Annotated in this window: 20 protein-coding genes and 1 tRNA gene; 13 read left to right on the top strand and 8 right to left on the bottom strand. The window is 58.2% G+C overall.

The features are described 5' to 3' along the window. Positions 1-211: 211 nt before the first annotated feature. The 5 genes from pepN (at position 212) to CVS29_RS19105 (ending at position 5,817) form a co-directional block, all read left to right on the top strand. Positions 212-2,761: an aminopeptidase N gene (gene pepN / locus CVS29_RS10695; protein WP_110106318.1), complete on the top strand. Its 2,550-nt coding sequence runs from the start codon at positions 212-214 to the stop codon at positions 2,759-2,761. 157 nt (positions 2,762-2,918) lie between these two features. After that, positions 2,919-3,755, top strand: a complete 837-nt coding sequence (locus tag CVS29_RS10690) for an SGNH/GDSL hydrolase family protein (protein ID WP_110106317.1) — start codon at positions 2,919-2,921, stop codon at positions 3,753-3,755. Between the two features lie 79 nt (positions 3,756-3,834). Next, positions 3,835-4,317, top strand: a complete 483-nt coding sequence (locus tag CVS29_RS10685) for an OsmC family protein (protein WP_110106501.1) — start codon at positions 3,835-3,837, stop codon at positions 4,315-4,317. 145 nt (positions 4,318-4,462) lie between these two features. Further along, complete coding sequence (locus CVS29_RS10680; RefSeq protein WP_245932186.1) at positions 4,463-5,200, top strand: mechanosensitive ion channel family protein; 738 nt, start codon at positions 4,463-4,465, stop codon at positions 5,198-5,200. Positions 5,201-5,241: 41 nt separating this feature from the next. Continuing rightward, positions 5,242-5,817: a globin gene (locus CVS29_RS19105; protein WP_110106316.1), complete on the top strand. Its 576-nt coding sequence runs from the start codon at positions 5,242-5,244 to the stop codon at positions 5,815-5,817. A gap of 96 nt (positions 5,818-5,913) precedes the next feature. Here CVS29_RS19105 and CVS29_RS10670 read toward each other — a convergent pair whose 3' ends face one another. Further along, positions 5,914-6,582, bottom strand: a complete 669-nt coding sequence (locus tag CVS29_RS10670; RefSeq protein WP_110106315.1) for a DUF8185 domain-containing protein — start codon at positions 6,580-6,582, stop codon at positions 5,914-5,916. Then, complete coding sequence (locus CVS29_RS10665; protein WP_110106314.1) at positions 6,582-7,070, bottom strand: acyl-CoA thioesterase; 489 nt, start codon at positions 7,068-7,070, stop codon at positions 6,582-6,584. Before CVS29_RS10665 ends, CVS29_RS10670 begins: the two co-directional genes overlap by 1 nt. Positions 7,071-7,206: 136 nt before the next feature. Here CVS29_RS10665 and CVS29_RS10660 point away from each other — a divergent pair, with 136 nt between their 5' ends. Continuing rightward, positions 7,207-8,112 (top strand): acyl-CoA thioesterase, encoded by a 906-nt coding sequence (locus CVS29_RS10660; RefSeq protein WP_110106313.1) that lies wholly within the window; start codon positions 7,207-7,209, stop codon positions 8,110-8,112. 36 nt (positions 8,113-8,148) lie between these two features. Here CVS29_RS10660 and CVS29_RS10655 read toward each other — a convergent pair whose 3' ends face one another. The 4 genes from CVS29_RS10655 to CVS29_RS10640 all read right to left on the bottom strand — a co-directional run bounded on the left by CVS29_RS10655 (position 8,149) and on the right by CVS29_RS10640 (position 13,132). Next, positions 8,149-9,951, bottom strand: coding sequence for a BCCT family transporter (locus CVS29_RS10655; RefSeq protein WP_110106312.1), 1,803 nt, complete (start codon positions 9,949-9,951; stop codon positions 8,149-8,151). A 155-nt stretch (positions 9,952-10,106) separates the two neighbouring features. Then, on the bottom strand, positions 10,107-11,789 hold the full coding sequence (gene ettA, locus CVS29_RS10650) for an energy-dependent translational throttle protein EttA (RefSeq protein WP_110106311.1): 1,683 nt from the start codon (positions 11,787-11,789) through the stop codon (positions 10,107-10,109). Between the two features lie 95 nt (positions 11,790-11,884). Further along, positions 11,885-12,418, bottom strand: a complete 534-nt coding sequence (locus CVS29_RS18895; protein ID WP_245932185.1) for a DUF6993 domain-containing protein — start codon at positions 12,416-12,418, stop codon at positions 11,885-11,887. A gap of 69 nt (positions 12,419-12,487) precedes the next feature. Then, positions 12,488-13,132 (bottom strand): single-stranded DNA-binding protein, encoded by a 645-nt coding sequence (locus CVS29_RS10640; RefSeq protein ID WP_110106310.1) that lies wholly within the window; start codon positions 13,130-13,132, stop codon positions 12,488-12,490. A 185-nt stretch (positions 13,133-13,317) separates the two neighbouring features. On the opposite strand from CVS29_RS10640, the gene CVS29_RS10635 reads away from it, so the two are divergent. Then, positions 13,318-13,393, top strand: a tRNA-Arg gene (locus CVS29_RS10635). A gap of 291 nt (positions 13,394-13,684) precedes the next feature. Here the strand turns inward: CVS29_RS10635 and CVS29_RS10630 are convergent. Then, positions 13,685-14,311, bottom strand: coding sequence for a DUF6308 family protein (locus CVS29_RS10630; RefSeq protein WP_110106309.1), 627 nt, complete (start codon positions 14,309-14,311; stop codon positions 13,685-13,687). Positions 14,312-14,453: 142 nt separating this feature from the next. Between CVS29_RS10630 and CVS29_RS10625 the strand changes: the two genes are divergently transcribed. From CVS29_RS10625 to CVS29_RS10610, 4 genes are read left to right on the top strand one after another with little or no spacing between them, the layout of a single operon-like run. Next, entirely contained in the window at positions 14,454-16,427 is a 1,974-nt protein-coding gene (locus tag CVS29_RS10625; RefSeq protein WP_110106308.1) for a type I restriction-modification system subunit M, read from the top strand. Then, a complete protein-coding gene (locus CVS29_RS10620; RefSeq protein ID WP_110106307.1) occupies positions 16,424-17,761 on the top strand; it encodes a restriction endonuclease subunit S in 1,338 nt (445 codons plus the stop codon). Before CVS29_RS10625 ends, CVS29_RS10620 begins: the two co-directional genes overlap by 4 nt. Positions 17,762-17,763: 2 nt before the next feature. Then, the gene (locus tag CVS29_RS10615; protein ID WP_110106306.1) at positions 17,764-18,699 is read left to right on the top strand and encodes a restriction endonuclease; all 936 of its coding nucleotides are present in this window, start codon (positions 17,764-17,766) and stop codon (positions 18,697-18,699) included. Positions 18,700-18,710: 11 nt separating this feature from the next. After that, positions 18,711-21,779: a type I restriction endonuclease subunit R gene (locus tag CVS29_RS10610; protein ID WP_110106305.1), complete on the top strand. Its 3,069-nt coding sequence runs from the start codon at positions 18,711-18,713 to the stop codon at positions 21,777-21,779. Positions 21,780-22,327: 548 nt separating this feature from the next. On the opposite strand, the gene CVS29_RS10600 is transcribed toward CVS29_RS10610, so the two are convergent. Then, the gene (locus CVS29_RS10600; RefSeq protein ID WP_110106303.1) at positions 22,328-23,062 is read right to left on the bottom strand and encodes a hypothetical protein; all 735 of its coding nucleotides are present in this window, start codon (positions 23,060-23,062) and stop codon (positions 22,328-22,330) included. Positions 23,063-23,582: 520 nt separating this feature from the next. On the opposite strand from CVS29_RS10600, the gene CVS29_RS19100 reads away from it, so the two are divergent. Then, a complete protein-coding gene (locus CVS29_RS19100; RefSeq protein WP_110106302.1) occupies positions 23,583-23,993 on the top strand; it encodes a DUF4192 family protein in 411 nt (136 codons plus the stop codon). Next, positions 23,918-24,604: a DUF4192 family protein gene (locus tag CVS29_RS10590; protein WP_110106301.1), complete on the top strand. Its 687-nt coding sequence runs from the start codon at positions 23,918-23,920 to the stop codon at positions 24,602-24,604. Before CVS29_RS19100 ends, CVS29_RS10590 begins: the two co-directional genes overlap by 76 nt. Positions 24,605-24,613 lie beyond the last annotated feature (9 nt).

Genomic DNA, 24,613 nt, shown 5'->3' with positions numbered 1-24,613 from the left:
GGCAAACCGCCGCCGCGGGCCCCATTTGCGCCCTAGCGCGTCTCCGCTGGAACGTCCACTACCAGCTGGGTGGCAACATGGCTATGAAAAATTCGTTCGGATGAAATCGGTGCGGGGTTAGGGTGGAAGAATCATTTCAATCGCTGGCGCTCCTCTGCGCTGGCAGCAATGTTCCATCCGCACCCGAACGGAAGGCATCACTTTGCCTGGCATGAACCTCACCCGCGCCGAAGCCATTGAGCGCACAGCCACTTTGACCGTCACAAGTTATGACGTGAGCCTTGACTTGACCACCTCGGAACGCACCTTCGCCTCCACCACCACGGTGAAATTCAATGCCACAGAGGGAGCGTCCTCGTTCATTGACGCGGTAACGGAAAGCGTCAGCCGTGTCACTTTGAACGGACAGGACCTTGATCCGGCGCAGGTTTCCGACGGCGTCCGCATCCAGCTGCCACACCTCGCCGCCGAGAACGTGCTGAGAGTGGAGGCGCAGGCGTTCTTTATGAATACCGGTGAGGGCCTACACCGGTTCGTGGACCCCGTGGATGGCGAGGTGTACCTGTACAGCCAGTTCGAGGTGCCGGATTCGCGCCGCATGTTCGCCGTGTTTGAGCAGCCGGACCAGAAAGCCACCTTCACCTTCCACATCACGGCACCGGATCACTGGGACGTCATCTCCAACTCCCCCACCCCCGTGCCGGAAGCCGCTGGCGAGGGCAAATCCACCTGGCATTTTGAGCCAACCCTGACAATATCCAGCTACATTACGGCCCTGATTGCCGGGCCTTACGAGTGTGTGCGCAGCGAATTGACCAGCTCCAACGGCCGCATTGTGCCCCTGGGTGTGTTTGCCAGGAAATCCCTGATGGAGTACCTGGATGCGGAGAACGTTTTTGAGCTGACCCGCCAGGGCTTTGAATTCTTCGAGGCGCAGTTCGGCGTCCCTTACCCCTTCCCCAAGTATGATCAACTGTTCGTCCCCGAATTCAATGCCGGAGCCATGGAAAACGCTGGCGCCGTGACGTTCTTAGAGAGCTACGTATTCCGCTCCAAAGTGGCGGATGCCACTGTGGAACGCCGCGCCATCACCATTTTGCACGAGCTCGCCCACATGTGGTTCGGCGATCTGGTCACCATGCGCTGGTGGAATGACCTGTGGTTGAACGAATCCTTCGCGGAGTTCATGTCCACTCTGGCCGCCGCCGAAAACACCAAGTATGTGGATTCATGGACCACGTTCTCCTCGCTGGAGAAAAGCTGGGCGTACCGCCAGGACCAGTTGCCCTCCACCCACCCCATCAAGGCCGAGATCAACGATCTCGAAGACGTGCTGGTCAACTTTGACGGCATCACCTACGCCAAGGGCGCCTCCGTTTTGCGCCAACTCGTGGCCTGGGTGGGGCAGGAGGAGTTCATGGCCGGCGTGCGCGCCTACTTCGCCAAGCACGCCTGGGGGAACACGGAACTGCCGGACCTCATGGTGGAGTTGGAAGCTGCCAGCGGCCGGGACCTCTCGCTCTGGACACAAAAGTGGCTCGAGACGGCAGGGGTGAACACCTTCAAGCCCGCCCTGGAAGTAACGGACAGCGGCATCATCACCTCATTCTCGATCCTCCAGTCCGCTGTGGCAGAGCACCCAACCCTGCGCCCGCACCGCGCGGCCATTGGCTTCTACAACCTGGCCGCCACCGGTGAGGACGCCGGCAAACTGGTCCGCACCCACCGGGTGGAACTAGACGTTGACGGTGCCGTGACGGAGGTTCCCGAGCTGGTGGGCCTGGAGCGCCCGGCACTGATCCTGCTCAATGACGACGACTTGGCATACGCCAAGATCCGCCTCGATCCGCACTCGCTGCAGACAGCCAAGGAGCACCTAAAGGACTTCCGGGATTCGCTGCCGCGCACCCTGGTGTCAGCCTCGGCCTGGGATGCCACGCGCGACGGCGAAACCCCCGCCCGCGAGTACGTTGACTTTGTGCTGGCCACCATTGGCTACGAAAGCGATTCAACAGTCATCATGGTGCTACTGCGCCAGCTAAGCACCGCCTTGAGCTTCTATGTTGCCCCCGAACACCAGCAGGCCACGGCCATTGCCGCCGCCGATTCGCTGTGGGAGCTGACACGCAATGCCGCAGCAGGAACTGATGCGCAATTGCAGTTTGTCAAAGCGTTCGCCGCCCTGGCCCAGTCCCCTGCCCAGCTGGATCGTGTGCAAGCACTCCTTGACGGTGAGAAGATGCTGAACAAGCTGGTCCTGGACACCGATATGAAGTGGGAGTTCCTGATTGCCCTCGCCGCGGGTGGCCGGGCGGATGCCGCTGCCATTGAGGCGGCCCTGGCGTTGGACAACACCCAAAACGGTCAACTTGCGGCAGCCACCGCCCACGCAGCCATCCCCACAGCCGAGAACAAGGCTGGGACGTGGGAGTCCGTCGTCGTCCGCGGGGACGGGGCCAATGCAATCCAGCGCGCGGCGATTGACGGGTTTACGAAGGGTTGGGACACGGCACTGCTGGAGCCCTTTGTGGCCAAGTACTTCGGTGCTCTCCGGGAGGTGTGGGAGAGTAAGTCCTATGAGACGGCGTCCACCATCATCACCGGTTTGTACCCGGTCAAGCTGGTTTCACAGGCCACCCTCGATGCTACGGATGCGTTTCTGGCCACCTTGGGCACCGAGGTGCCGGCCTTGCGCCGCCTGCTCGTGGAAAGCCGCGATACCGTGGTGCGAGCACTGCGCGCCCAGGCCGCGGACCGCTAGGCACCCCGGCCGTGACATTGCCCGGGCTGCAGCATATTTTGTTGCAGCCCGGGCAATTTTTACTGTGTGTATCTACCCGCCGCGGGTGCGGCGGACTTTCCCTCAAGTATTGCTAAAAAGTCTAGTCCTCCCCGGCTTTTCGGAGTAGCTTCAGGGCATGTTCACACATCATTTAAAGTCAATTGCTGCCCGCGTAGGAGCTGTTACGCTCCTTTCCGCCGGGATGATTGTGGGCTTCGCCGGAACACCGGCCCTGGCCCAGACACAAACCACCCACACCACTGGAACAAGCAGTATCTACACGGTTCTGGGAGACTCTTATTCGGCAGGCTCCGGTGGTGGCGGCGAGGTTGGCGCCTGTGGCCAGAGCCCCAACGGTTATGGCCCCTGGGTGGCCGCTAAACTTGGCGCCCACCTGGAGAATCTGGCCTGCGCCGGTTTTACCACCGATCAGGTGCGCACCCTGGAAGTGCCGTATCTGCAATCGGGCACAAAGGTCATCACGTTGACGGCCGGTGGTAACGATGTTGCCTGGACCGCCGCCATCACGGCCTGCCTTGCGCCAACATCAACTGCCACCATGTGCCAAGGTGCCGTGGCGAACTCCATCCATCTCATGAGCAAGTTGCCGAAATCGGTAACCTCCATGCTCAAGGCAGTCAAGGCTAAGGCTCCGGGCGCAAAGGTTTTGTACCTGGGCTATCCGCGGCTCTTTGAACCGCAGAACATGGCCGCTCTGGGATACACCCCAACTCAGATCTCCGGAACCCGGGCCTTGAACGCCGCCGCTGATCTGCTCAATGGCACGCTCGCTTATAGCGCTCTGTCCAACCGGGTGGCATTTGTCCCGGTGGCTTATCTCTTTAGCGGACACGCCGTCCCCTCAGCCAACCCTTGGCTGAACTACCCGGGCGGGCCTAACCCGTACGCGTTCCATCCAAATGCTGCCGGCTACCAGTACGGGTACGCAGGAGCCCTGAAGTACTTCCTCTAAAGCTCCTCCGACAGAGTGATTCTCACACCCCGGGGCAGGCAATATCCCCGGGGTGTGAGAATCCCCTATGCTTGGCTGCATGAGCCTGACTAAGCACTCTTATGAGATCAACGTCCACTGGACAGGTAACCGAGGGCCCGGTACATCCAGCTATAAATCGTATGGCCGCGATCATGCCATCACGGCGCAGGGCCTGCCGGCACTCCTGGGCTCAGCGGATAAGACCTTCCATGGGGACCGGGACCGGTGGAATCCGGAGCAGTTACTGTTGACAGCCCTGGCCCAGTGCCACATGCTTTCTTATCTGCATGTAGCCGTCAAACACGGGGTGGTAATCACCAAATATGAGGACACCGCCACGGCCACGCTGGTGCTTAACCCTGATGGCAGCGGACAATTTGAATCAGCCACCCTGCACCCCAAAATTTATGTGGCAGATCCAGCCACCGAATCACTTGCCCTCTCCCTACATGCCGAAGCAGCGGCTGCGTGCTTCATTGCCCGCAGCGTGAACTTTCCCGTGCACCACCAGCCGGGTCTATTGGCTGCCACGCAGGACTAGGCACCCAGGACTGAGCACCCAGGACTGAGCACGCGGGGCCAACTACCCAGGACTAACTGCTCAGGATTAAACCGTGTCCACTGCGCGTTAGGGTTGTTAACAATCATCACTGCCCCATTGGAACGGACTTTAAGGTAAATCGCGCGTGCAGCTAACCAACTTATTGGGTGAACCCACTGAAGGCTTCTTCGAGAACCTTGCCCAGGCCGGCATCACTGTGGCAGTGGGTCTGGTGGTGTGGCTGGTGCTGCACTACTTCATCCGCATAGTGGTCAAGCGCGCTAAGGCCGAGACTACGTTACTGGAGCACCGGAGCATGCGTTGGGCCGCGCCCATGCTGCGCACCATTGACCCTGTGGCGCGTGCTCTGGATAATGAACGCCGGGTCCAGCGGGCCCGTACCATCGGCACCTTATTGAACTCCGTGGTGACAATAGTGGTGGCTGTGGTGAGCGGGTTCTACGTTCTCATTGCCTTCAAGATAGATATCGCTCCGCTGCTGGCAAGCGTGGGTGTGCTTGGTATTGCCATTGGTTTTGGCTGCCAACAACTGATCCGTGACTTTTTGGCAGGCATTTTTATTGCCATTGAGGACCAGTTCGGCATTGGTGACGTCATCCAAACCAGTGAGGTGATTGGCACGGTTGAATATGTCAGCTTGCGGATCACCCGGGTCCTTGGCGAAGACGGCACGCTCTGGTACCTGCGCAATGGTGAGATCCTGCGCCTGGGCAACCGTTCCAAGGGCAGCTACCATCCCCCAGCTGAAGCAGGCTCACCCACCTCAACGCAAGCGCCGGTCACCTCAAGCACCCCGGCAACAGCCCCCGCACCGGCACCCGGGCAAGTCCCGGCGTCGGAGTTGAACGAGACCTCTGAGTAAAGAACATCAGAGTAAGAACACCAGAAAGCACTGAACAGACTATGAGTTCCCAGCACAATCCCACATCTCCCTTTGCGAACGGCCCCGCCGCTAACGATGCCGCGGAGGGGATCCCTATCCCGTCGCGCTTTGGCGAACCGCTGGCCACGCTCCTGCCAATTCCCACCGTGGGCAAACCGTTGCCGTCCACATCGGGGCCTACCCCGGATGAAGCCGAGGATTACTCGGACACGTTTTACGGCCAGGTGGGCGGGCATGAAACCTTCAAGAAAATGATTCATGTGTTCTACCAGGGCATCGCTGCTGATCCAGTGCTGCGCGCCATGTACGCCGAGGAAGATCTGGGCCCGGCTGAACACCGCATGCTGATGTTCATTGAGCAGTACTGGGGCGGGCCGCGCACCTATCTTGAAGAGCGCGGACACCCGCGGCTGCGCATGCGTCATATGCCATTCGCTGTGACCCCCGAGGCCCGTGACCGCTGGCTGGTGGCCATGCGCAAGGGAGTCGATTCCGTGGAGCTCTCCCCCATGCACGAGGCCACCCTGTGGGACTACATGGAACGGGCCGCGGCGTCGTTAGTGAACGCAGCGTCGGTTCCATCACAGGCACTCTAAAAGGCCAGCTGGGTGGGGTGGGCTCGGGCCGGTTTGCCCAGGCTGGGTATGCCCGGGCTGGGTCTACCCGGGCTGGGTTTGCCCGGGCGGCTCACTTTAAAGCAGCGACGCTGGCTTCACCAGAATGTGGCCCCGGTTGGTGCTGATCCGCAGCCACCGGTGCGAGAGAAAAATAGTGGCAGTCTCGGTGGGTGCCACAAAGCCCAGCGCGTATGCTGCGAAGGCGGCCCCGCCGGGGATCTGGCCCGGCACATCCGCCATGGTGCGCCCCCAGACGGAAGCCCTAACGTTATTGACTAAAAGAGCGCCGGGATTGACGGGGATGATCTGGCCAATTTCCTGCACGCCGGTCTTCGCCACCTCGATCAAAGTCTCCGCAGGAACCGTAGCTATTTCCTGCCATGCCGCGCGCGGGGCACCGATCCCGGCCCACGATTCGTGGACGCTCATGGGAGGCACGGGCAGACGGAGCTCGCCGTCTCCCATACGGGCCAGGCGGTCCGCCACAGCGGACAGGGACACCGTGACATCAAGGTCCGCGGGTGCCGCCAGGGCCATGGTGCGTAGTCCCAGAATCGTGGGGGTACCTTCGCCCAGAAGCTTCCCGCGCATGACGCACACATACGCCGCGAGAACGTGACCGGCCCCCTGAAGCCGGATGGCGCCGTCGTCCGCGGTACGGGCACGGCTAACAAAGGTGCGCAGATCCGCAAGGGTTCCGGCATCCTCAAGGACCAATTCGTTGGTGTGGGTGGTGGTGTCCATCAGTGTGCTCCTTGTGCTGGGCTCAGAACGGGACGGGCGGGTGCGCGCCGGAAGGGCACCGGGTCACCGCGCCATGGATTTAAGGCGCTTTTCTGGGTCTCTGTGAGGCGGACCGGGCGCCCCGTGTCGCGTGAGACCACCACCATGGAGGTTGCCGCCTGGGCGTAAATAATGGAGGTGTCGGCTTCCGTGACGGTGTAGCCGAGTTCAAAGCTGGAACCGCCCACATGGGTGACCCAAGTATTCACATGGATGGGATCGGTCCGGAAGCTGATGGGGGCTAGATATTCAATCTCATGACGTCCCACAAGAGTGAAGAGTTCCGGGCCAAGCAGGCCGCGGAAAGTGCTGCCACCGGGCAGTTCGGCATAGAACAATTGGACTCGCGCGTCCTCAAGATACTGCAAATAAGCCACATTGTTGACGTGATTGTACGCATCAATGTCGCCGAAACGGATTTGTTGGGTGAGCTGAAAGCCAGGTGCCATGCCTTCATCATGTCAAAGCGGCGTTGGTGCCACCAATCAAAGTCCCCAACGTCACAGCAAAAGCCAGGCGTAGGGCGGGATTCATACCGGACTCCCCATTTGTCGCAGCCTCCTCTGGACACATAGAGTCACGTTTATGAATGTCACACCAACGGACTTTGACCCTATGGAATCCCTCCTACGCATCTTGGAGCTCTCCGATGCAGGAGGTGCTCAAACTGACGAGGATATTTTTATAGGGCTCGGTGATGCAAAAGCGCCCCGGGCCCGGCTTTTTGGTGGCCAGGTTCTGGCACAGTCGCTGGTGGCAGCTGCGCGCACCGTGGGAGGGGACCATCTGGTGCACTCCATGCACGGCTATTTCCTGCGCCCAGGCGAGGCGGCCTCCTCCCTGACGTTTGGCGTGCAGCGCCTGCGCGATGGGCGTTCCTTCTCAGCGCGACGCACCCATGCCTACCAGGGCGGTGTACCCATCCTTTCCATGATTTCCTCATTCCAGAAACCTGACAGTGGGATTGAGCATCAAGAGCCCATGCCGCAGGGCATTCCTGCGCCAGAGACACTTCCCACGTCGGCCCAACTCCTGGGTGGGATCGATCACCCTGTGGCCCGGGCGTGGGCTTACGAACGCCCCTTTGACATTCGGCATGTAGAGAATGACATCTATTTTGATGTCAAGGGTGAGCATGTGGCGCACACGGCTGTGTGGCTGAAAACTTTGGGCCCCATGCCTGAGGACCAGAACTTGCACCGCGCGGCTCTGGCCTACGCCAGTGATTACACGTTGCTGGAGCCTTCACTGCGACGCCACGGCATCAGCTGGGCAACCCCCGGCATCAGTGTGGCCAGCCTTGACCATGCCATGTGGTGGCACCGGCCCTTGGCGGTGGATGATTGGCTGCTGTACGTTGCCGAATCGCCCAGTGCTTCAGAGGCCCGCGGTCTGAACCTGGGCCGCTTCTACAACCGCGACGGCGTGCTAGTAGCCTCCGTGGCGCAAGAGGGCATGATGCGTATTCCAGATGGTACTGCTGCGGACTAAGCCTGCGGGCTAAGGCTGGGGCGTGACGCGTGCCGGCTACGGTTCCGGTTTGTCGGTGGGCGCCTCAACCGGGGCGGAGGTGGCGGCCTCCGTAGTGCCGCCGGATTCGGGACCCGCGTTCGCGCCTTCAAGGAATCCTGATCCGGGGCGGGCGTGGCCGAATGGATCAATGCGTGCGCGCCGTGCTGGCGGGACTTGCCCCCGCAATCTGGCCGTGAGGAGCTTCAGGGTAGCCAACGGAGAGATTTCCTGCGGGCCATCCACCTCCAACCCGTAAAATTCCCCAATGTGGCCAACAAAAGCCTGGCGTTTGGCCTTCTCATACGCACGGGTCTCACGGGCAAAAGCCTGGTACGTGGAAAAACAGATCAAGATCAGCACCAGGCTAAACGGCAGTGCGATGATGATGGCTGCTGTTTTCAGGGCCTCCAACCCGCCGGATAGCAACAGCGCGCTGGCCAACAATGATGTGGCGAGGGCGAAGAAGATACGGATCCAGTTTCGGGGTTCCACATCTCCCCCACTGGCGATCATTCCCATGACCAACGCACCTGAATCAGCGGAGGTGACAAAGAAGATGACGATCATGATGATCGCCCCGATGGTCAGCACCCCGCCTGCGGGAATCTGAGCGAGTGTGGCAAAGAGTGCTCCGGCGGAATCCACTGTTCCATCCGGACCCACCAGCCCGCCGGGGCCGTTAAGCTCGGAATACAGTGCGGTACCACCGAGCACGCTGAACCAAAGTAAGGTGACCACGGTGGGGACCAGGATTACCCCTGCCACAAATTGGCGCACGGTGCGGCCCTTGGAAATCCGGGCAATGAAGATACCCACAAAGGGTGCCCAAGAGATCCACCAGCCCCAGTAAAAGGTGGTCCACGTTGACTGCCAGACTTCGCCCTCCGCACCGGAGAAGGCACTGACGTTGAAAGCCATACCCACAAAACTCTGCAGATAGTTGCCGGTTGACTGCACAAAGTTACGCAGCAGGAACTGGGTAGGACCCACCACCAGCAAGAAAAGTACAAAAATACCGGCCAGTATCAGGTTGGTGTTGGAGAGCCATTTCATGCCCTTGCCCACTCCAGAGAGCACAGAGAGCAACACCAGGCAGGTGACCACCACAATGATGACCAGATCTATGAACATTGAGGAAGTGATCAGCCCCGCGTGTTCCAGACCGGCACTGATCTGCAAAACACCTAGTCCCAGTGATGTGGCAACACCGAAAATGGTGCCAACCAGGGCCACCACGTCAATCAGGTTTCCCAGGCCACCGCTCACCCTTTTCTTCCCTAGCAAGGGTTCCAGCGTCCACCGGATGGAAACAGGACGGCCGCGACGATGGATGGCGTAGGCCAGTGCCAAGCCAATCACCACGTAGATTGACCAGGCGTGGACACCCCAGTGCAGGAAAGTTTGGGAGAGGGCATGCTGGGCAAGTTCACCGGGGTTGCCGGTGGTGCCAGGCTTAGGAGATGCAAAGTGACTGAGTGGTTCGCTGACGCCGTAGAACACTAGGCCAATGCCCATACCGGCGGCGAACAGCAACGAAAACCATGAGCCCAGCGAGAATTCCGGCTCGTCGTCATCTTTGCCCAGCTTGATATCGCCAAATTTGCTGAACCCCACCCACAGGCTGAAAATCACCAAAGCGGTGGCCAGCAGCACGTAATACCAGTTGAAGTAGCCCACAATGGCGCCTTGAATACTGGAAAAGAGCGCCTCGGCAGTTTGCGGCGCAATCATGGCGAACGCTGCAAAGACCAAAACTATGGAGGCTGCTGGCCAAAAGACCCAACGATGGACTGGAGGTTTGCTCTTAGTCTCTGACATGGCCCCAGCATAAGTCCATGAAGGGAGGAAAACGCGTGTTACGGGCATAAAAGTGACCGGTCCCTCAAAAGGAACCGGCCACTTTATGGGCCCACGTACCCGAAGGACCCAACAATCAAACGCGCCAGCGGTTGATTATTGGGAGGGCGTGGGGACTAGTCGCGGGTGAGGCGGCGGTGAGTCACGCGGTGCGGACGTGCTGCGTCTGCACCAAGGCGCTCAACCTTGTTTTCCTCGTAGGCGTCAAAGTTACCTTCAAACCAGTGCCAGTTGGCCGGGTTCTCATCGGTGCCTTCGTAGGCGAGGATGTGGGTGGCGATGCGGTCAAGGAACCAGCGATCGTGAGAGACCACAACGGCGCAGCCGGGGAATTCCAGCAAAGCGTTCTCGAGGCTACTGAGAGTTTCCACGTCAAGATCGTTAGTGGGCTCATCCAAGAGCAACAAGTTTCCACCCTGCTTAAGGGTCAAAGCCAGGTTCAGACGGTTGCGCTCACCACCGGAGAGCACACCTGCCTTCTTTTGCTGGTCCGGACCCTTGAAACCAAAGGCTGCCACATAGGCACGGGAAGGCATTTCAACCTGGCCCACCTGGATGAAGTCGAGTCCGTCGGAGACAACCTGCCAGAGGGTCTTATCGGGATCAATGCCACCGCGGCTCTGGTCGGCGTAGGAGATCTTGACCGAGTCACCTACCTTGAGCTGGCCGCCGTCGAGCTCTTCAAGACCAACAATGGTCTTGAAGAGGGTTGACTTACCAACACCGTTGGGCCCAATGACGCCAACAATGCCGTTGCGGGGCAGGGTGAAGGAGAGTCCGTCGATCAGGACACGGTCCCCATAGCCCTTCTTCAGCTTGTCGGCCTCGAGCACGATCCCACCAAGGCGCGGGCCTGGGGGAATCTGAATCTCTTCGAAGTCAAGCTTGCGCGTGCGGTCAGCCTCGGCAGCCATTTCCTCGTAGCGGGCCAAACGGGCCTTGGACTTGGTCTGGCGCCCTTTGGCATTGGAGCGAACCCATTCGAGTTCCTCGGTGAGGCGCTTGGCCTGCTTGGCGTCCTTCTTGCCCTGAACTTCCAGACGGGCGCGCTTCTTCTCTAGGTAAGTGGAGTAGTTACCTTCGTAGGGGTACAGGTGACCGCGGTCTACTTCTGCAATCCACTCGGCAACATGGTCAAGGAAGTACCTATCGTGGGTGACGGCCAGGACGGCGCCGGCGTAGCTCTTGAGATGCTGTTCCAACCAGTTTACGGACTCAGCGTCCAAGTGGTTAGTGGGCTCATCCAGGAGCAACAGGTCAGGCTTCTGCAGAAGGAGTTTGCACAAGGCAACACGGCGGCGTTCACCACCGGAGAGAAGCGTGACATCGGAATCTCCCGGGGGACACTGCAGTGCGTCCATTGCCTGCTCCAGCTGAGAGTCAATATCCCAAGCATCGGCAGTGTCAATAGCTTCCTGCAACTTGCCCATCTCTTCGAGAAGGGTGTCGAAGTCAGCGTCGGGGCTAGCCATTTCCTCGGAGATCTCGTTGTAGCGGGTGATCTTTGCGTAGATCTCCCCCACGCCTTCCTGGACGTTGCCCAGAACGGTTTTTTCCTCGTTCAGCGGCGGCTCCTGGAGCAAAATGCCCACAGTGTAGCCGGGGCTCAAACGAGCCTCACCGTTGGAGGGAGTGTCCAAGCCAGCCATGATCTTCAAAATGGTGGACTTACCGGCACCGTTAGGACCCACAACGCCAATTTTGGCGCCGGGGTAGAAAGACATACTTACGTTGTCAAGAATGAGTTTTTCTCCAACAGCCTTGCGGGCATTGGACATTGTATAAATAAATTCCGCCATACCCTCAAGGTTAGTGGGTGCAGGCATATATCTCACATTCGCGACGGTGTAAGTGAGCAACACGGCAGACTGTGGCCGGTCAGGGGCGCTGGCGCCTAGTGAACGTCTCCGACGAAGCAGCGCCCTGATGCCAAGACCGGAAGGGTGGTCACGGCAACGTTTCCGCCACGTACCTGACCGATGACGCATTCTTTTCCAACCAGCGTGGCAGATTCAATGGCATCCACGGCAAGTCCAGTAGGTGTGATGTCAATGGACACCTCCACCTTTTCCTTGACGGCGCCAGCTTCAAGCATGGCTGCCATCATTTGCTCCCTGTTGGGTGCCTTGGTGGTGGAGGCCAGTGTGGTGAGTGTGGCTTTCAGTTTCCCGGACATCTCTTCAGCAGCCGAAACCTTTTCAGCCTGCTTCTCTTCGGGGGCCTTTGATTCGGGGGTATTGGCACCATCCTTGACCGGGGCTTTCGAAGTAGCGGCCGGTGCAGCATCGGTAGCTGGCGCCTCGCCTGGTAGCAGCGAGCAACCGCTCAATGCCATGGAAGCCACTAACAGAACAGATACTCCAACAGCCCTGAGACTGAGCTTGCGCGGAGTGGGCTGGTGGCGAGATGTCATCTTTTCCAAAGTCACCCCGCCATTGTGCCATGCGTACCCGGTAATTGAGCTCCACCACGGCGAACCAAGAGCTTGGCCAACACCTCAGAAGGGGGCTGCCTCTGCCAGGATCTCCCCCGTCTCATGATCAGCGTGCTCATGCGGCTGGATCCCTTCAGCCTTTGCGGGGTCATACGCTGCTGCGGCCGCATCTAGGTCCTCATCGCCCTCGCTGCCATCAACATCGCCCCCGCCTTCGGTCCCTTCGTGTGGCTGATCTGCATTAGTTGGCTCATCATCGGGGATCTCTCCTTCCTCGACGTCTTGAGGCCCGCCCCAACCACCGGGATCATGACCAATCTCGCCGTCTCCGGGGCCGGCAAGGCGCGCGCTGGTCTTGCGGCGGTAGTTTGCCGTTCCAAACTGGAGGTCAGGACCAATGCTGTCTGCATCGATCTCAACGCCGGTTGCGTGACTTCCGTCCTTACGGAGGTAGGAGGTCACCTTCAGCTTGCCCACAATCAAGATCCGGTCCCCTTTGTGGATGCTGACCATGGTGTTGGAGGCAAGGGCCTTGAAAACATTGACCCGAAACCAGTTGGTGGGACCGTCCACCCACTTGTTAGTGATGGGATCGAGTCTGCGCATGTTGGAACCCATGCGGAACTTTCCGATGACCAAGCCACTGTCCGTGGTGTTCATGACGATCTCAGAACTGACAAATCCCCGGAGACTGATGTGATTTCCCATTGCCCTACCTTTCGATGGGCCGCAGCTGCGGCAGTGTTTGCTTGAGTTCCAGCCAACGCCTTTCCCGGTTCATCAACCAGTGGAAGAAGCCCAAATGTGAACCAAATCAAGCCCTAGTGGGCCTGTGGAGGAAGAGAAACATGAATAAACCTGATAATTTAGATGCGGCCCATGATTGGGTCAACGCCTCGGTAGCTCAGCGGATAGAGCAGGAGCCTTCTAATCTCTTGGTCGTGGGTTCAATTCCCGCCCGGGGCACCAGAAAGGGCCTCTGACCTGCGGTTATGTCCCGCAGGTCAGAGCCATTTAAGGCCAAAAACGGCCCAACTCCCCCTTTACTCCCCCAATTCAGCAAAATTTTCTTCAGAAATCACTCCCCCTTTTCAGCAGGTTGAGCTCCCCCTTTTGCGGCCAAGCGGGAGAATCGTTGCCCTTGGCGAACGCTTCGACTCGATTGAGCGGCCTCCCGCAAGCCAACCCGAAACCGCGATGCAGGGAGCGGTCAAGTCCGCGCAGACGCCCAATCCCGGAGGACTGTCTGAGCCATGCAAGCTATCTACCCAGATGCCACCCAACAATGTCCATAGCCCGAAGTGGAGTGATCTTCACTTGCGTAGCCAGATCGGCGATTTCCAGCCAATGGTCAATCTGGTCAGCTAGGTCACGTTTCATCGCCGCCAACAATAGCCGGGAGTAGTCGTGCCAGCTGCGGCTACGGTCCCTCGGATCCAGCCCCTCGTCCGCGTAGCACCGCGAGATGTTCTTGTCATAGAGCGGTATGAGCTCCGGCCGTTTCCTGTGCAGCACTTTCGACAGTTTTGTCAGGCTGACATATTTCGGTCGCTTCTCGTCCAGAACCCCGAACAGCCGCGCAATCGCATCCAGGGTTGCGGCGTTGGCCTCGGCCAAGGATCCCTGCAGGGCAGGGTCAGACAACCTCTCATTGATCAGAGGAATCAGCGATTCGAGCCCGTAGTAGCTGTCGAGCGGTCTCTGATGTGCGTTGAGCAAGGCAACGGCCAGCAAATCCGCGTGACCCACGTCCGTTCCTGGGTGTCCGGGGTAGGCATCGTAGGCAGGGTAGGCCCAGATCCCCTCCCCTGAAAGGTACTTCCGGGCAAACGCCTTGGCGTCATCAAGGGGGATTTTCCTGCCGCCCACAGTCAGTTGCTCAGTCATGCAGCGATCCTACCCACGTCATCCGACACTCATGCAGCGCAGACGGATCGTGTCCAAGTTCTCCGTGTCGGCCCCTCAACATAAGATGCAAGGGACAGTTTCAAGAATTTGGCCCCATGAACACGGGCGGGAATGGGGAGTAGTGGCAGGCAACAACAACGCCAACTTGGTATGGAGCATCGCGAATATTCTGCGGGGCACTTACAAACCGGCGCAGTACGGCTCCATCATCCTTCCCTTCACCATCCTCCGCCGGCTGGATTGCGTCCTGGAGGACACGAAACAGGCAGTGCTGGAAGAGCAGGCTAAGAAACAGCATCTGGACATCCCCTTGGACACATTCTTGGAAAAGGCCTCCGGACACACCTTCTTCAACACCTCAAAGTTCAACTTTGAAAAGCTCCTTGATGACCCGGCGAACATCAAGAACAACGTGCTCAGCTACGTCCAGGCCTTCTCCGAAAACACGCGCGACATCTTCGAGCGCTTCGAGTTTGAAAAGACCCTGGAGAAGCTGGACAACGCGGACCTGCTCTACCACGTGGTCAAGGACTTCGCCGGGATAGATCTGCACCCGGACACCATCACCAATATTGAAATGGGCCTCATGTTTGAGGAGCTCATCCGCCGCTTCGCCGAGTCTTCCAACGAAACCGCCGGTGAGCACTTCACCCCGCGCGAGGTCATCCAGCTCATGGTCCGCCTCCTCATCGACACCGAAGACGACGTGTTGACCAAAGACGGCATCGTCCGCAGCATCTACGACCCTACCGCCGGCACCGGCGGCATGCTCACCGTTGCGCAGGAACACCTGCGCGAGTACAACCCCAGCGCCACACTCGTCGCCTACGGCCAGGAAATCAACGACGAGTCCTACGCCATCTGTAAATCCGACTTGCTCATCAAGGGCCAGGACATCACCAATATCTATGTCGGCGACACCCTCGCCAACGACCAGGCCGCCGGCAAGCAGTTCGACTTCATGCTCTCCAACCCACCCTTCGGTGTTGAATGGAAGAAGATCCAGCCGCAGATCCTAAAGGAACACGAACTCCATGGCTTCGACGGCCGCTTCGGTCCCGGCCTGCCCCGCGTCAGCGACGGCTCTTTGCTGTTCCTTCTCCATCTGATCAAGAAGATGCGCCCGGCCCACGAGGGCGGCTCCCGCATCGGCATCGTCCTGAACGGCTCACCCCTGTTCACCGGCGGCGCAGGCTCCGGCGAATCAGAAATTCGCAAGTACTTGCTGGAGAACGACTTCGTCGAGGCCATCATCGCTTTGCCCACGGACATGTTCTACAACACCGGCATCGCCACCTACATTTGGGTACTCTCCAACAACAAACGGCAGAAGCAGCCCGATAGGGTTGGCAAGGTCCAGCTCATCAACGGCGTGGACTTCTTCCAGAAAATGCGCAAGAGCCTCGGCTCCAAACGCAAGGAACTGGGCCCCAAGGACATTTCCAGCATTGTCAGTCTCTACGGCAGCTTTTCCGACGACGGCGACACCACCAAAATCTTCAACACCACGGACTTCGGCTACCGCACCATCACCGTCGAACGCCCACTCAAACTCAGCTTCGCCTTCACCCCCGAACGCGTCGAGGCTGTTTTTACGGCCAAGGCATTGGGAAAGCTCGACGCCGGCACTCGGGTTCGGCTTGAAACGTGCCTCCGCGCCGCAACAGTGAGCGAGAAAAGGGACGTGGTCTACAAGAACCGCGACCAGTTCACCAAAATCCTCAAGGCTGCACTCATCGCTGAGAAGATCATCCTGGCGCCACCCATTCTCAAGGCGGTGCTGGCAGGGTTGTCGGAGCGCGACGACACTGCCGACGTCTGCATGAAGGGCAAAACACCCGAGGCCGATACCGACTTACGCGACACCGAAAACGTGCCGCTCAACGAGGACATTCAGGACTACTTTGCCCGTGAAGTGCTCCCCCACGTCCCCGACGCCTGGATCGATGACACCAAAACCAAAATCGGATACGAAATCCCCTTCACACGGCACTTCTACAAGTACGTAGCCCCACGTTCATTGGATACGATCGACGCAGACCTCAACACCCTCATCGCAGAAATCACCGCTCTTCTTGCCGAGGTTGAGAAGTGACTAACGTTAAGCCTTACCCGGAATACGTTGACTCCGGTGTCGAATGGTTTCCCGCCCTCCCCTCAAATTGGTCTACAACGAAGCTAAAGCACATCGCGACGTGCCTGCCTGGCGGGACTCCGGACACGTTGGATGACGACTATTGGTTGACGGACGGTTCGGGAACTCCTTGGGTCGCAATTGGAGATATGAGCGGACGCCAGATCATCCATTCGACTTCAAAATCTTTGACGGATGCTGCACTAGTTAATAAATCACTGCCGATTGGCGGGCCGGGGACTCTGCTCTTTGCAATGTACGCCAGTGTCGGAGAGGTGACTCCCCTTGGCATAAGCGCAGCCTGGAATCAAGCATTGCTTGGGATTGTTGCCGGGCCAAAAGCGGAAACACGATTCATTTACTACGTGCTTCAATCGGTCAAAGACTGGCTCCCTGCCCTGTATCGCAGCAACACCCAAAATAATCTAAATGCCGCCCAAGTCGGGAACTTCGACCTTCCGTTGCCGCCATTAGCCGTTCAGCAGTCAGTTTCTACGTATTTGGATCGTGAAACCGCACAAATCGACGACTTGATCGGCAAGCAGGAACGTCTCATCGAGCTCCTGGCTGAGAAGCGCCAGGCTGTCACCACCCAAGCCGTCACCAAAGGACTCGACCCCAACGCGCCCACCAAACCCTCCGGTGTTCCGTGGCTTGGCAGCGTTCCGACCCACTGGACCGTTATGACGATCAACCGCCTAGCCTCGGTGATTTCCAAAGGGACGACACCGACAACAATCGGCGCGGAATTCACTGATCAGGGCGTCAAGTTCCTCAAGGCAGAGAACATCCAAAACAATCAAGTATGGGATACACCTGCGAATTTCATTTCCACCGATACCAATCGGCTACTTGCACGGAGCCAACTTCAGGTAAACGATCTGCTCGTAGTAATTGCAGGGGCCACAACCGGTAAATCGGCCGTACTTCTTCGTGCTCAGACTCCGTCTAACACCAACCAAGCGGTGGCATTTGTCAGACCACGCGATCCAATTATGTCTAAGTGGATACATCACGTCCTATCGACCCAGCGCGTTCAAAGCTTGATTTCCTCCCTTTCAGTTCAGTCCGCGCAACCGAATCTGTCGATGGGTGACCTCGGAAAAATATGGGTGACAGTCCCTCCCCCAGTAGAAATCGACCTGATCTTGAGCCAGACATCACGAGCCATAGAAAACCTGGATAGTTTGACGATGATGGCGCGCCGAGCAGTTGAACTTTTACGCGAGCGACGATCGGCCCTTATTTCGGCCGCCGTGACCGGCAAGATTGATGTACGAGAAGGAGTTGCTTGACTATGGTTTTACCGCAGTGGCATGGTTTCGTTGATCCGGTACTCCGGCTCATGGTGGACGGTCAGATCCGGCGAAATGTTGAGATTCGTAATTTGGTTGCCGAAAGGACCGAACTTTCGGAAGAGGACAGGGCCGAGACCATGTCATCCGGTGAAGCCCGGTGGGCGAACCGCATCAACTGGGCGATTTTCGATTCGTTCAAGGCCGGCCTGCTGCTTCGTGAGGCCCGCGGTCAGTACAAGATCAGTGACGAGGGCCGCCGTCGTGCTTCTGAGTCTGGGGAGATTACCTACCAGACCTTGATGGAGTATGACTCGTATGTTGAATATCAGGGGTCTTCCAAGCAGCCCAAAACGGGGTCAAGCTTGACCATCGGGGCGACAGAACCTGGCCAAACAACTACAGCGGCTGCAGATCCCTCGGAGGCACTCGAGCAGTCGGCCGCGCAGCTCAATCGGGTCGTCATTGACGAGATCTACGGTAGCCTCATGCAGCTTTCTCCGGATGGCTTCGAGCGACTCATTCCCCATGTTGTAAAGGCCTTGGGTTACGGGACCGATCGCGAAGACAATCTCAAGCCCACGCAACGCTCCGGTGACAAAGGGATTGATGGGATTGTGTGGCAGGATGCCTTGGGGTTTGACCGTGTGTATCTGCAGGCCAAGCGGTATTCCGAGGGGAACAATGTCGGCGGGCCCGAAGTGCAGGCATTTAGCGGCGCTTTGGGTCAGTTCCGCGCCACCAAAGGCATCTTTATTACGACCTCCACGTTCACGCCGGCGGCCCGTGCAGTGGCGCGGGAGACGGCACATTACACCTTGATTCTGATCGATGGTCAGCGTTTGGCGTCACTCATGTTTGAATACGGGGTGGGGATCCAAGTCGATAAGACTGTAATTGTGAAGAAGTTGGATCAGGACTTTTTCGACGGTTTCTAGGGGGAATCATTTTGGCACAGCACAGCGAATCAGCGTTTGAAGACCATATCTGTCAGGCCTTGCAGGCCAGCGGGTGGCTTTACTCACCGAACGATCACGAGTACGACCGGGAACGGGCATTGTTCCCTGCTGATGTATTCGGCTGGCTTGAAGAGACCCAACCTGATCAATTGGCCAAAGTGGTCAAGCCCGCTGACTCCCCTGCCGAGCAGGAGGCCGCGAAACTGCTGCTGCTGACGCGCCTGTGCAAGGTGCTGGACAAGCCCGCCACACGGGAGGCTGGCATGCTCTCCGTGCTGCGCACCGGGTTCAAGGACGTTTCAGCAAAGTTTGAAATGTGCCAGTTCAAACCGGCTATGGGGCTAAATCCCGAAACCCTTGAACGCTATGGCAAGGCCCGGCTGCGCGTCATGCGCCAGGTTCACTACTCCACCTCGAACCAAAACAGCATCGACCTGGTCTTGTTCGTCAACGGCTTGCCGGTGGCGACCATAGAACTGAAGACGGACTTCACGCAAAACATTAGAGACGCCGTCGAACAATACAAACACAACCGCCTGCCCAAGGATGCCAAGACCAACAGGGAAGAACCGTTGCTGGCCTTTGGTCGGCGCGCCCTGGTGCACTTTGCCGTCAGCAACGAAGAAATCCAGATGACCACCCATCTGAAAGGCAAAGACACGTTCTTCCTACCGTTCAACCTCGGCAAGAACGGGCACAAGGGCAACCCCGACAACCCGAACGGTTCGAGCACCAGCTACTTGTGGGAACAAGTCCTCCAGCGAGACACCTGGCTGGGTATCCTGGGCAAATTCCTGCACCTTCAGGTCAGCGACTCCACCAACCCTGTCACCGGCGAGCGTGACCTTCGCCAGTCATTGCTATTCCCGCGGTACCACCAGCTGGACGTCGTCACCAAGCTCGTGGATACCGCCCGGGTAGAAGGGCCGGGACACAAGTACCTTGTGCAGCACTCGGCAGGCTCCGGAAAAACAAACTCGATCGCCTGGACAGCCCACCAGCTGAGCACACTCCACAACGACGACGACGCAAAAGTTTTCGACTCGGTCATTGTTGTTACGGACCGCACCATTCTGGATACACAGCTGCAGGACGCGATCTACCAGATTGAGCACAAGTCCGGCGTCGTAGTTCCCATTCGTGGCAATGCTGGCTCCAAATCGGCCGAGCTGACAGCCGCCTTGGTGGCCAGAACGCCGATCATCATCGTCACGATTCAAACGTTCCCCTTCGCGCTGAAGGCCATCGCTGAATCCAAGGCCTTAGTGGGGCGAAACTTTGCCATCATTGCCGATGAGGCACACTCCTCCCAGACTGGCTCGACAGCGAACAAGCTCAAGCAGGTACTCTCCGCCGAGGAACTTGCGGATGTGAACGACGGCGGTGAGGTCGATGTCGAGGCCTTCCTGGCCGCGGAAATGGCCGAGCGTGCCGATGCGAAGAACATCAGCTACTTCGCGTTCACGGCAACGCCCAAGGCCAAGACGCTGGAACTCTTTGGCCGCAAGGGATCTGACGGGTTGCCTGAACCATTCCACCTGTATTCGATGCAGCAGGCCATTGAGGAACGCTTCATCCTGGACGTCCTGCAGAATTACACCTCCTATAAGGTGGCGTACAAACTGGCGCATGAAGGCCGCGAATACGACTCCGAGGATTCCAAGGTGGAGAAGTCCGAAGCCTTGAAGACGCTCATGAAGTGGGTGAAACTGCACGAACACAACATCGCCCAAAAGGTTACGCTGATCGTGGAGCACTTCCGCGATAACGTGGCCTGGCGCCTGGACGGCAAAGCCAAGGCTATGGTCGTCACCGGATCCCGCAAGGAAGCTGTCCGCTACAAACTGGCCATCGACAAGTACATTTCCGAGGCCGGGTACACGGGGTTGGAAGCCATGGTCGCCTTCTCCGGACAAGTAGTTGACACCGATTCCGGCCCCGAACCCTTCACCGAACACAACATGAACGAAGGGCTCAAGGGTCGCACCCTGCCCGAGGCGTTCGCCTCCACCGATTACAGGATCATGCTCGTCGCCAACAAGTTCCAGACCGGCTTCGACCAGCCCCTACTGGTGGCCATGTACGTGGACAAGAAACTCTCCGGCGTCTCCGCCGTGCAAACCCTTTCCCGGCTGAACCGTACCGCCGTCGGCAAGGACCAGACCTTCGTGCTGGACTTTGTCAACGACCCGGCCGAGATCCAAGCATCGTTCGAGCCATATTTCCGGCAAGCCACCATCGAGTCCATCTCGGACGCGAACGTCGTTCATGATCTACAAGCAAAGCTCGATGCCGCCCAAATCTATACCGACTCCGAGATAGAGGGTCTCGTCAAGGCCTACGTCACCGAATCGGGTAACAACGCTCTCTCTGGCTGGGTTTCCCCGGCCAAATCCCGATTCAATACCCAGTACAACGCCGCCGTCGCACAGGAGGATAAGGCCTCACAGGACGCTCTGGACCTTTTCCGAAAGGACATGGGCAGCTTTGTCCGCGCCTATGACTTCCTCTCCCAGCTCTACGACTATGCCGAGACAGACCTAGAGAAACGCTCCATTTACTACAGGCATCTGCTGCCAGTCCTGCGCGTCAACGATTCCCGTGTGGAACTAGACCTCTCCGAGGTTGTGTTGGCGAAGTACGCACTGAAGGACAAAGGCACATCCAATTTGGCGCTCACAGGCGACGGCGAACCGCTCAAGCCACTGACCGATCCGGGAACAGGCGTACCCAAGGACCCGGTGCTGGTCACTTGGGCAGACATCATTCACCAAGCCAATCTTCCCTTCGAAGGGGAACAGTTGGACGCTGTGGCCCACTTCGTCGATGGTGTGAAGCGCGAGCTCGTCAAAAACACCACGTTGCAAACGCAGGCGCGCAACAACTCGCGCCAGCACTTCCGCAGCAGCCCCGACCTGGCCCACGCCGTCACTACCGCCGTGTCCGACGCCCTCGATAGCCACACCAGCCTCAGCCTGCAGGCCCTCGGCAGCAAGGACAAGATGAAGGCGCTCCTCGAAATGCTCAGCTCGCTAGTATACGAAGAATTGCAGTCGTGAAGATTTAGTTAAGTGGCTCAGAGGAAATAGTCTTTGGCATCCGGCCAGCGCTCCGTCCAGTCCCTATTGTTTGGATGGCTCGAGAGCCACTGGCGGATATTGATCAGAACTTCATTGACGTCTCGAAGCAGGTCTTTCTGCTTCCGAATCAGAGTGCGATCAGTTACGTTCTTCCGAAGCGCGTGGGCTGGTTTTTGACGCGCTGATCGGACCGCCTTTAGAGGCTTTACAGCCCACTCTGCTTGTTCCTCTGTAACGTGATTCGTGGTCATTAGTTCCTGAAGCCATCTAATAGTGCCAAAAGGATGCTGGCTTGTGTCGTCTTCCTTTGGAACTCCCGCTGCGTCAAAGGCCGAATGTCTGAGGTTCTCCGATAAGACTTTGTCGAGCAGGTGAATGAAATGGTCCCACTCCCGTTGATCGGATCTAAGAGTCCAACCAAGATCTTCGGGCAATTCAGTGGTCTTGAACAATGGCCGCCCCCAAACACCCTCGAAGAGTTTGTCGAGATATCCCAGTTCTTGGGACAGTCGTGCGAAGGGCCCGATTCAGTCTGGCCAATGGCCCATCTGTGATCCATACCATACTGGATGCGGCTCTACTCCATCATCCGACACTTGATAGCTTGCCCAGCGCAGCTGATGCTCAGGGGTGAGATCATCGAGATCACCGTAGAATGCGACTACCCGTCTAACGATTGGGCCTTTCGGGTCTTGCTGGCCTGCTTGGCGAAAATCATAAGCAAACCCCAAATGCAGCAGACTCACTTTGTCCTTCTCTGGTTCTTCGTCATCCTCATACGCCTCATCGGAAATACCCAGGTTGATCCCGAAATCGCCCATATCAAAGCGGTAGCGTGCATCGTTCCTGTAGAACTCGAGAACATCTGCGCTAAAGAAGGCTGGCTGCAAGGTAGCTTTTCCGCGAGCCATCGCAGTCAGAAACGGTGCTTTTTCAAACCGATCCGGAAGTGGTTCATGCTTCATAGCTAGTTCAGTCGGGTAAATACAGACTCCGTAGTCTTCCGGCGCGAGCTCTCTGAGCTCTTCGATTTGGGCCTCAATTGTCCGCCTCGAATGCCACGGCCGAATGTGAATGTTGAGGTAGTCCTGACTACCGACTACTTCAACCATGCCAGCTTCAAGTAATTCGATCGAGGCCATCACTATCTCGGGAACGATAAGCTCGCCATACAGGTGAAGTCCGTTGAAATCGGATCCCAGATATTTTTGGCGGACCCTTTCGAGTAACTCGATTGCATCCGCACTCAGCTGGTTCTTCAACGGCCTCCACTTTTACACCTACACAGGTCCAAAACTCATCATAGTCATGGCTCGCTACCGACTGTGCCAGCGTCGTTGACCGTCACCCGGGCCCGTCCGTTTGCCACAGAACGTTCGGTCATGTCGTTTAGCTCCGTCAGCACGATGAACAGGCATTAATTCGAAGACCGCAGTGCGCTGCCGTATCGCGTCTGGCCGTTCAACGGTCAGCACAATCAACCGAGAAATTTCATGGACCCATATGAACATTTGCCGAACCACGTTGTGCCTTCTGGTACCCCATCATCGCTGGGCGGGCCCTCCACGCAACCAGGGCGCTACGCGCCGGGCACTCCTCCAAAAATTCTTCCTCGGCGCTCCTGCGTCGCTTATTTCCTCGAAACAATTTTTGCCCCGTGCCCGGTACCCCAAGTTGCCCTCCGGCCCCTAATACCCAGCGGTGATTCCTCTTACCAGAAGGCACCAACAGAGCAGGCGGCCGCGAACAACTAGCCACCGTCCACACAGGAGGAGCAAGAAAATGGAACCGATCAGAATCAGCAGCCCGGCCGACGTCATCAGCTACATGGGACACAGCCTCGGCTACTGGCCAAAGGAAAGCCTCGTCTGCGTCGCCCTCGACGGCAAGGCACTCGGACCCACCCTCCGCGTGAACCTGCCCGTCACCGAAGACGTCGGCGAGAGCTACGCTGAACGCGTCGCCCACGCCGTCTGCATCGACCATGACGCGACCGCTGTACTTATCGCATTGTTCACCCAAAAGCCCTGGAACGAGGCAAACTCCAAGCCCTTCGCTTCCATGGTTCAGGGACTCAAGGGCCGGCTCCTGGATAAAGGGCTGCTCGTGCATGATGTGTGGATCGTTGGGCCGAATCTTTTGCCTCGTACGACGGAGCCAAGCCCACCACGTGCGGCAAGGAGACCCCGCTAACAGACTTGGAATCCAGCACAGTCAATGCCGAACTCGTCTTCCAAGGCAGCGTCATCGAACAGAGCGGCACACCGGCCATCCCCGAGTTGTTCGCCGCTGTTGATCACGACTCCGTGGAGTCGGCGCTGAGGGACATCGCCACCAACCCCAACCAGAACCTTCATGCGGCCTACCGGCTTTGGACGGATCTCATCGACCACGAGGAAGAACCCACCCACGATCAGCTTGTCGAAGTCCTCGCCGCGCTGCAGTACGTCGGGTTCAGGGACCAGATCCTGGCCGATATACCCGGCATCAACGAACCCATGGCCACCACACTCTTCGGCACCACCGAAGAAGCGCCGCAATGGGACCGCATCGACAACTCTGAGAAGCTTCTGCGGAAGCTGCTCACCATCGCAGCCCCGACCCATGCTGCTCCCCCATTGACGCTGCTCGGACACATGTGCTGGTGGAAGGGCAGAGGAACAGCCGCTGCGAACTACATGCACGTCGCCCTGACGTTTGACCCCGACTACCACCTCGCCAGGCTGCTGGACCAAATGCTCGGCGCCGGCATCGTCTCAGGCTGGGCACAACACAAGAACACCGCATACCGGAACACCCACTAACAAATCCCC

It is taken from the genome of Arthrobacter psychrochitiniphilus (genome assembly GCF_003185915.1).
GTDB lineage: Bacteria > Actinomycetota > Actinomycetes > Actinomycetales > Micrococcaceae > Specibacter > Specibacter psychrochitiniphilus.
The sequence above is the reverse complement of the archived record's forward strand: the minus strand, read 5'-3'. Positions and strand labels throughout refer to the sequence as shown.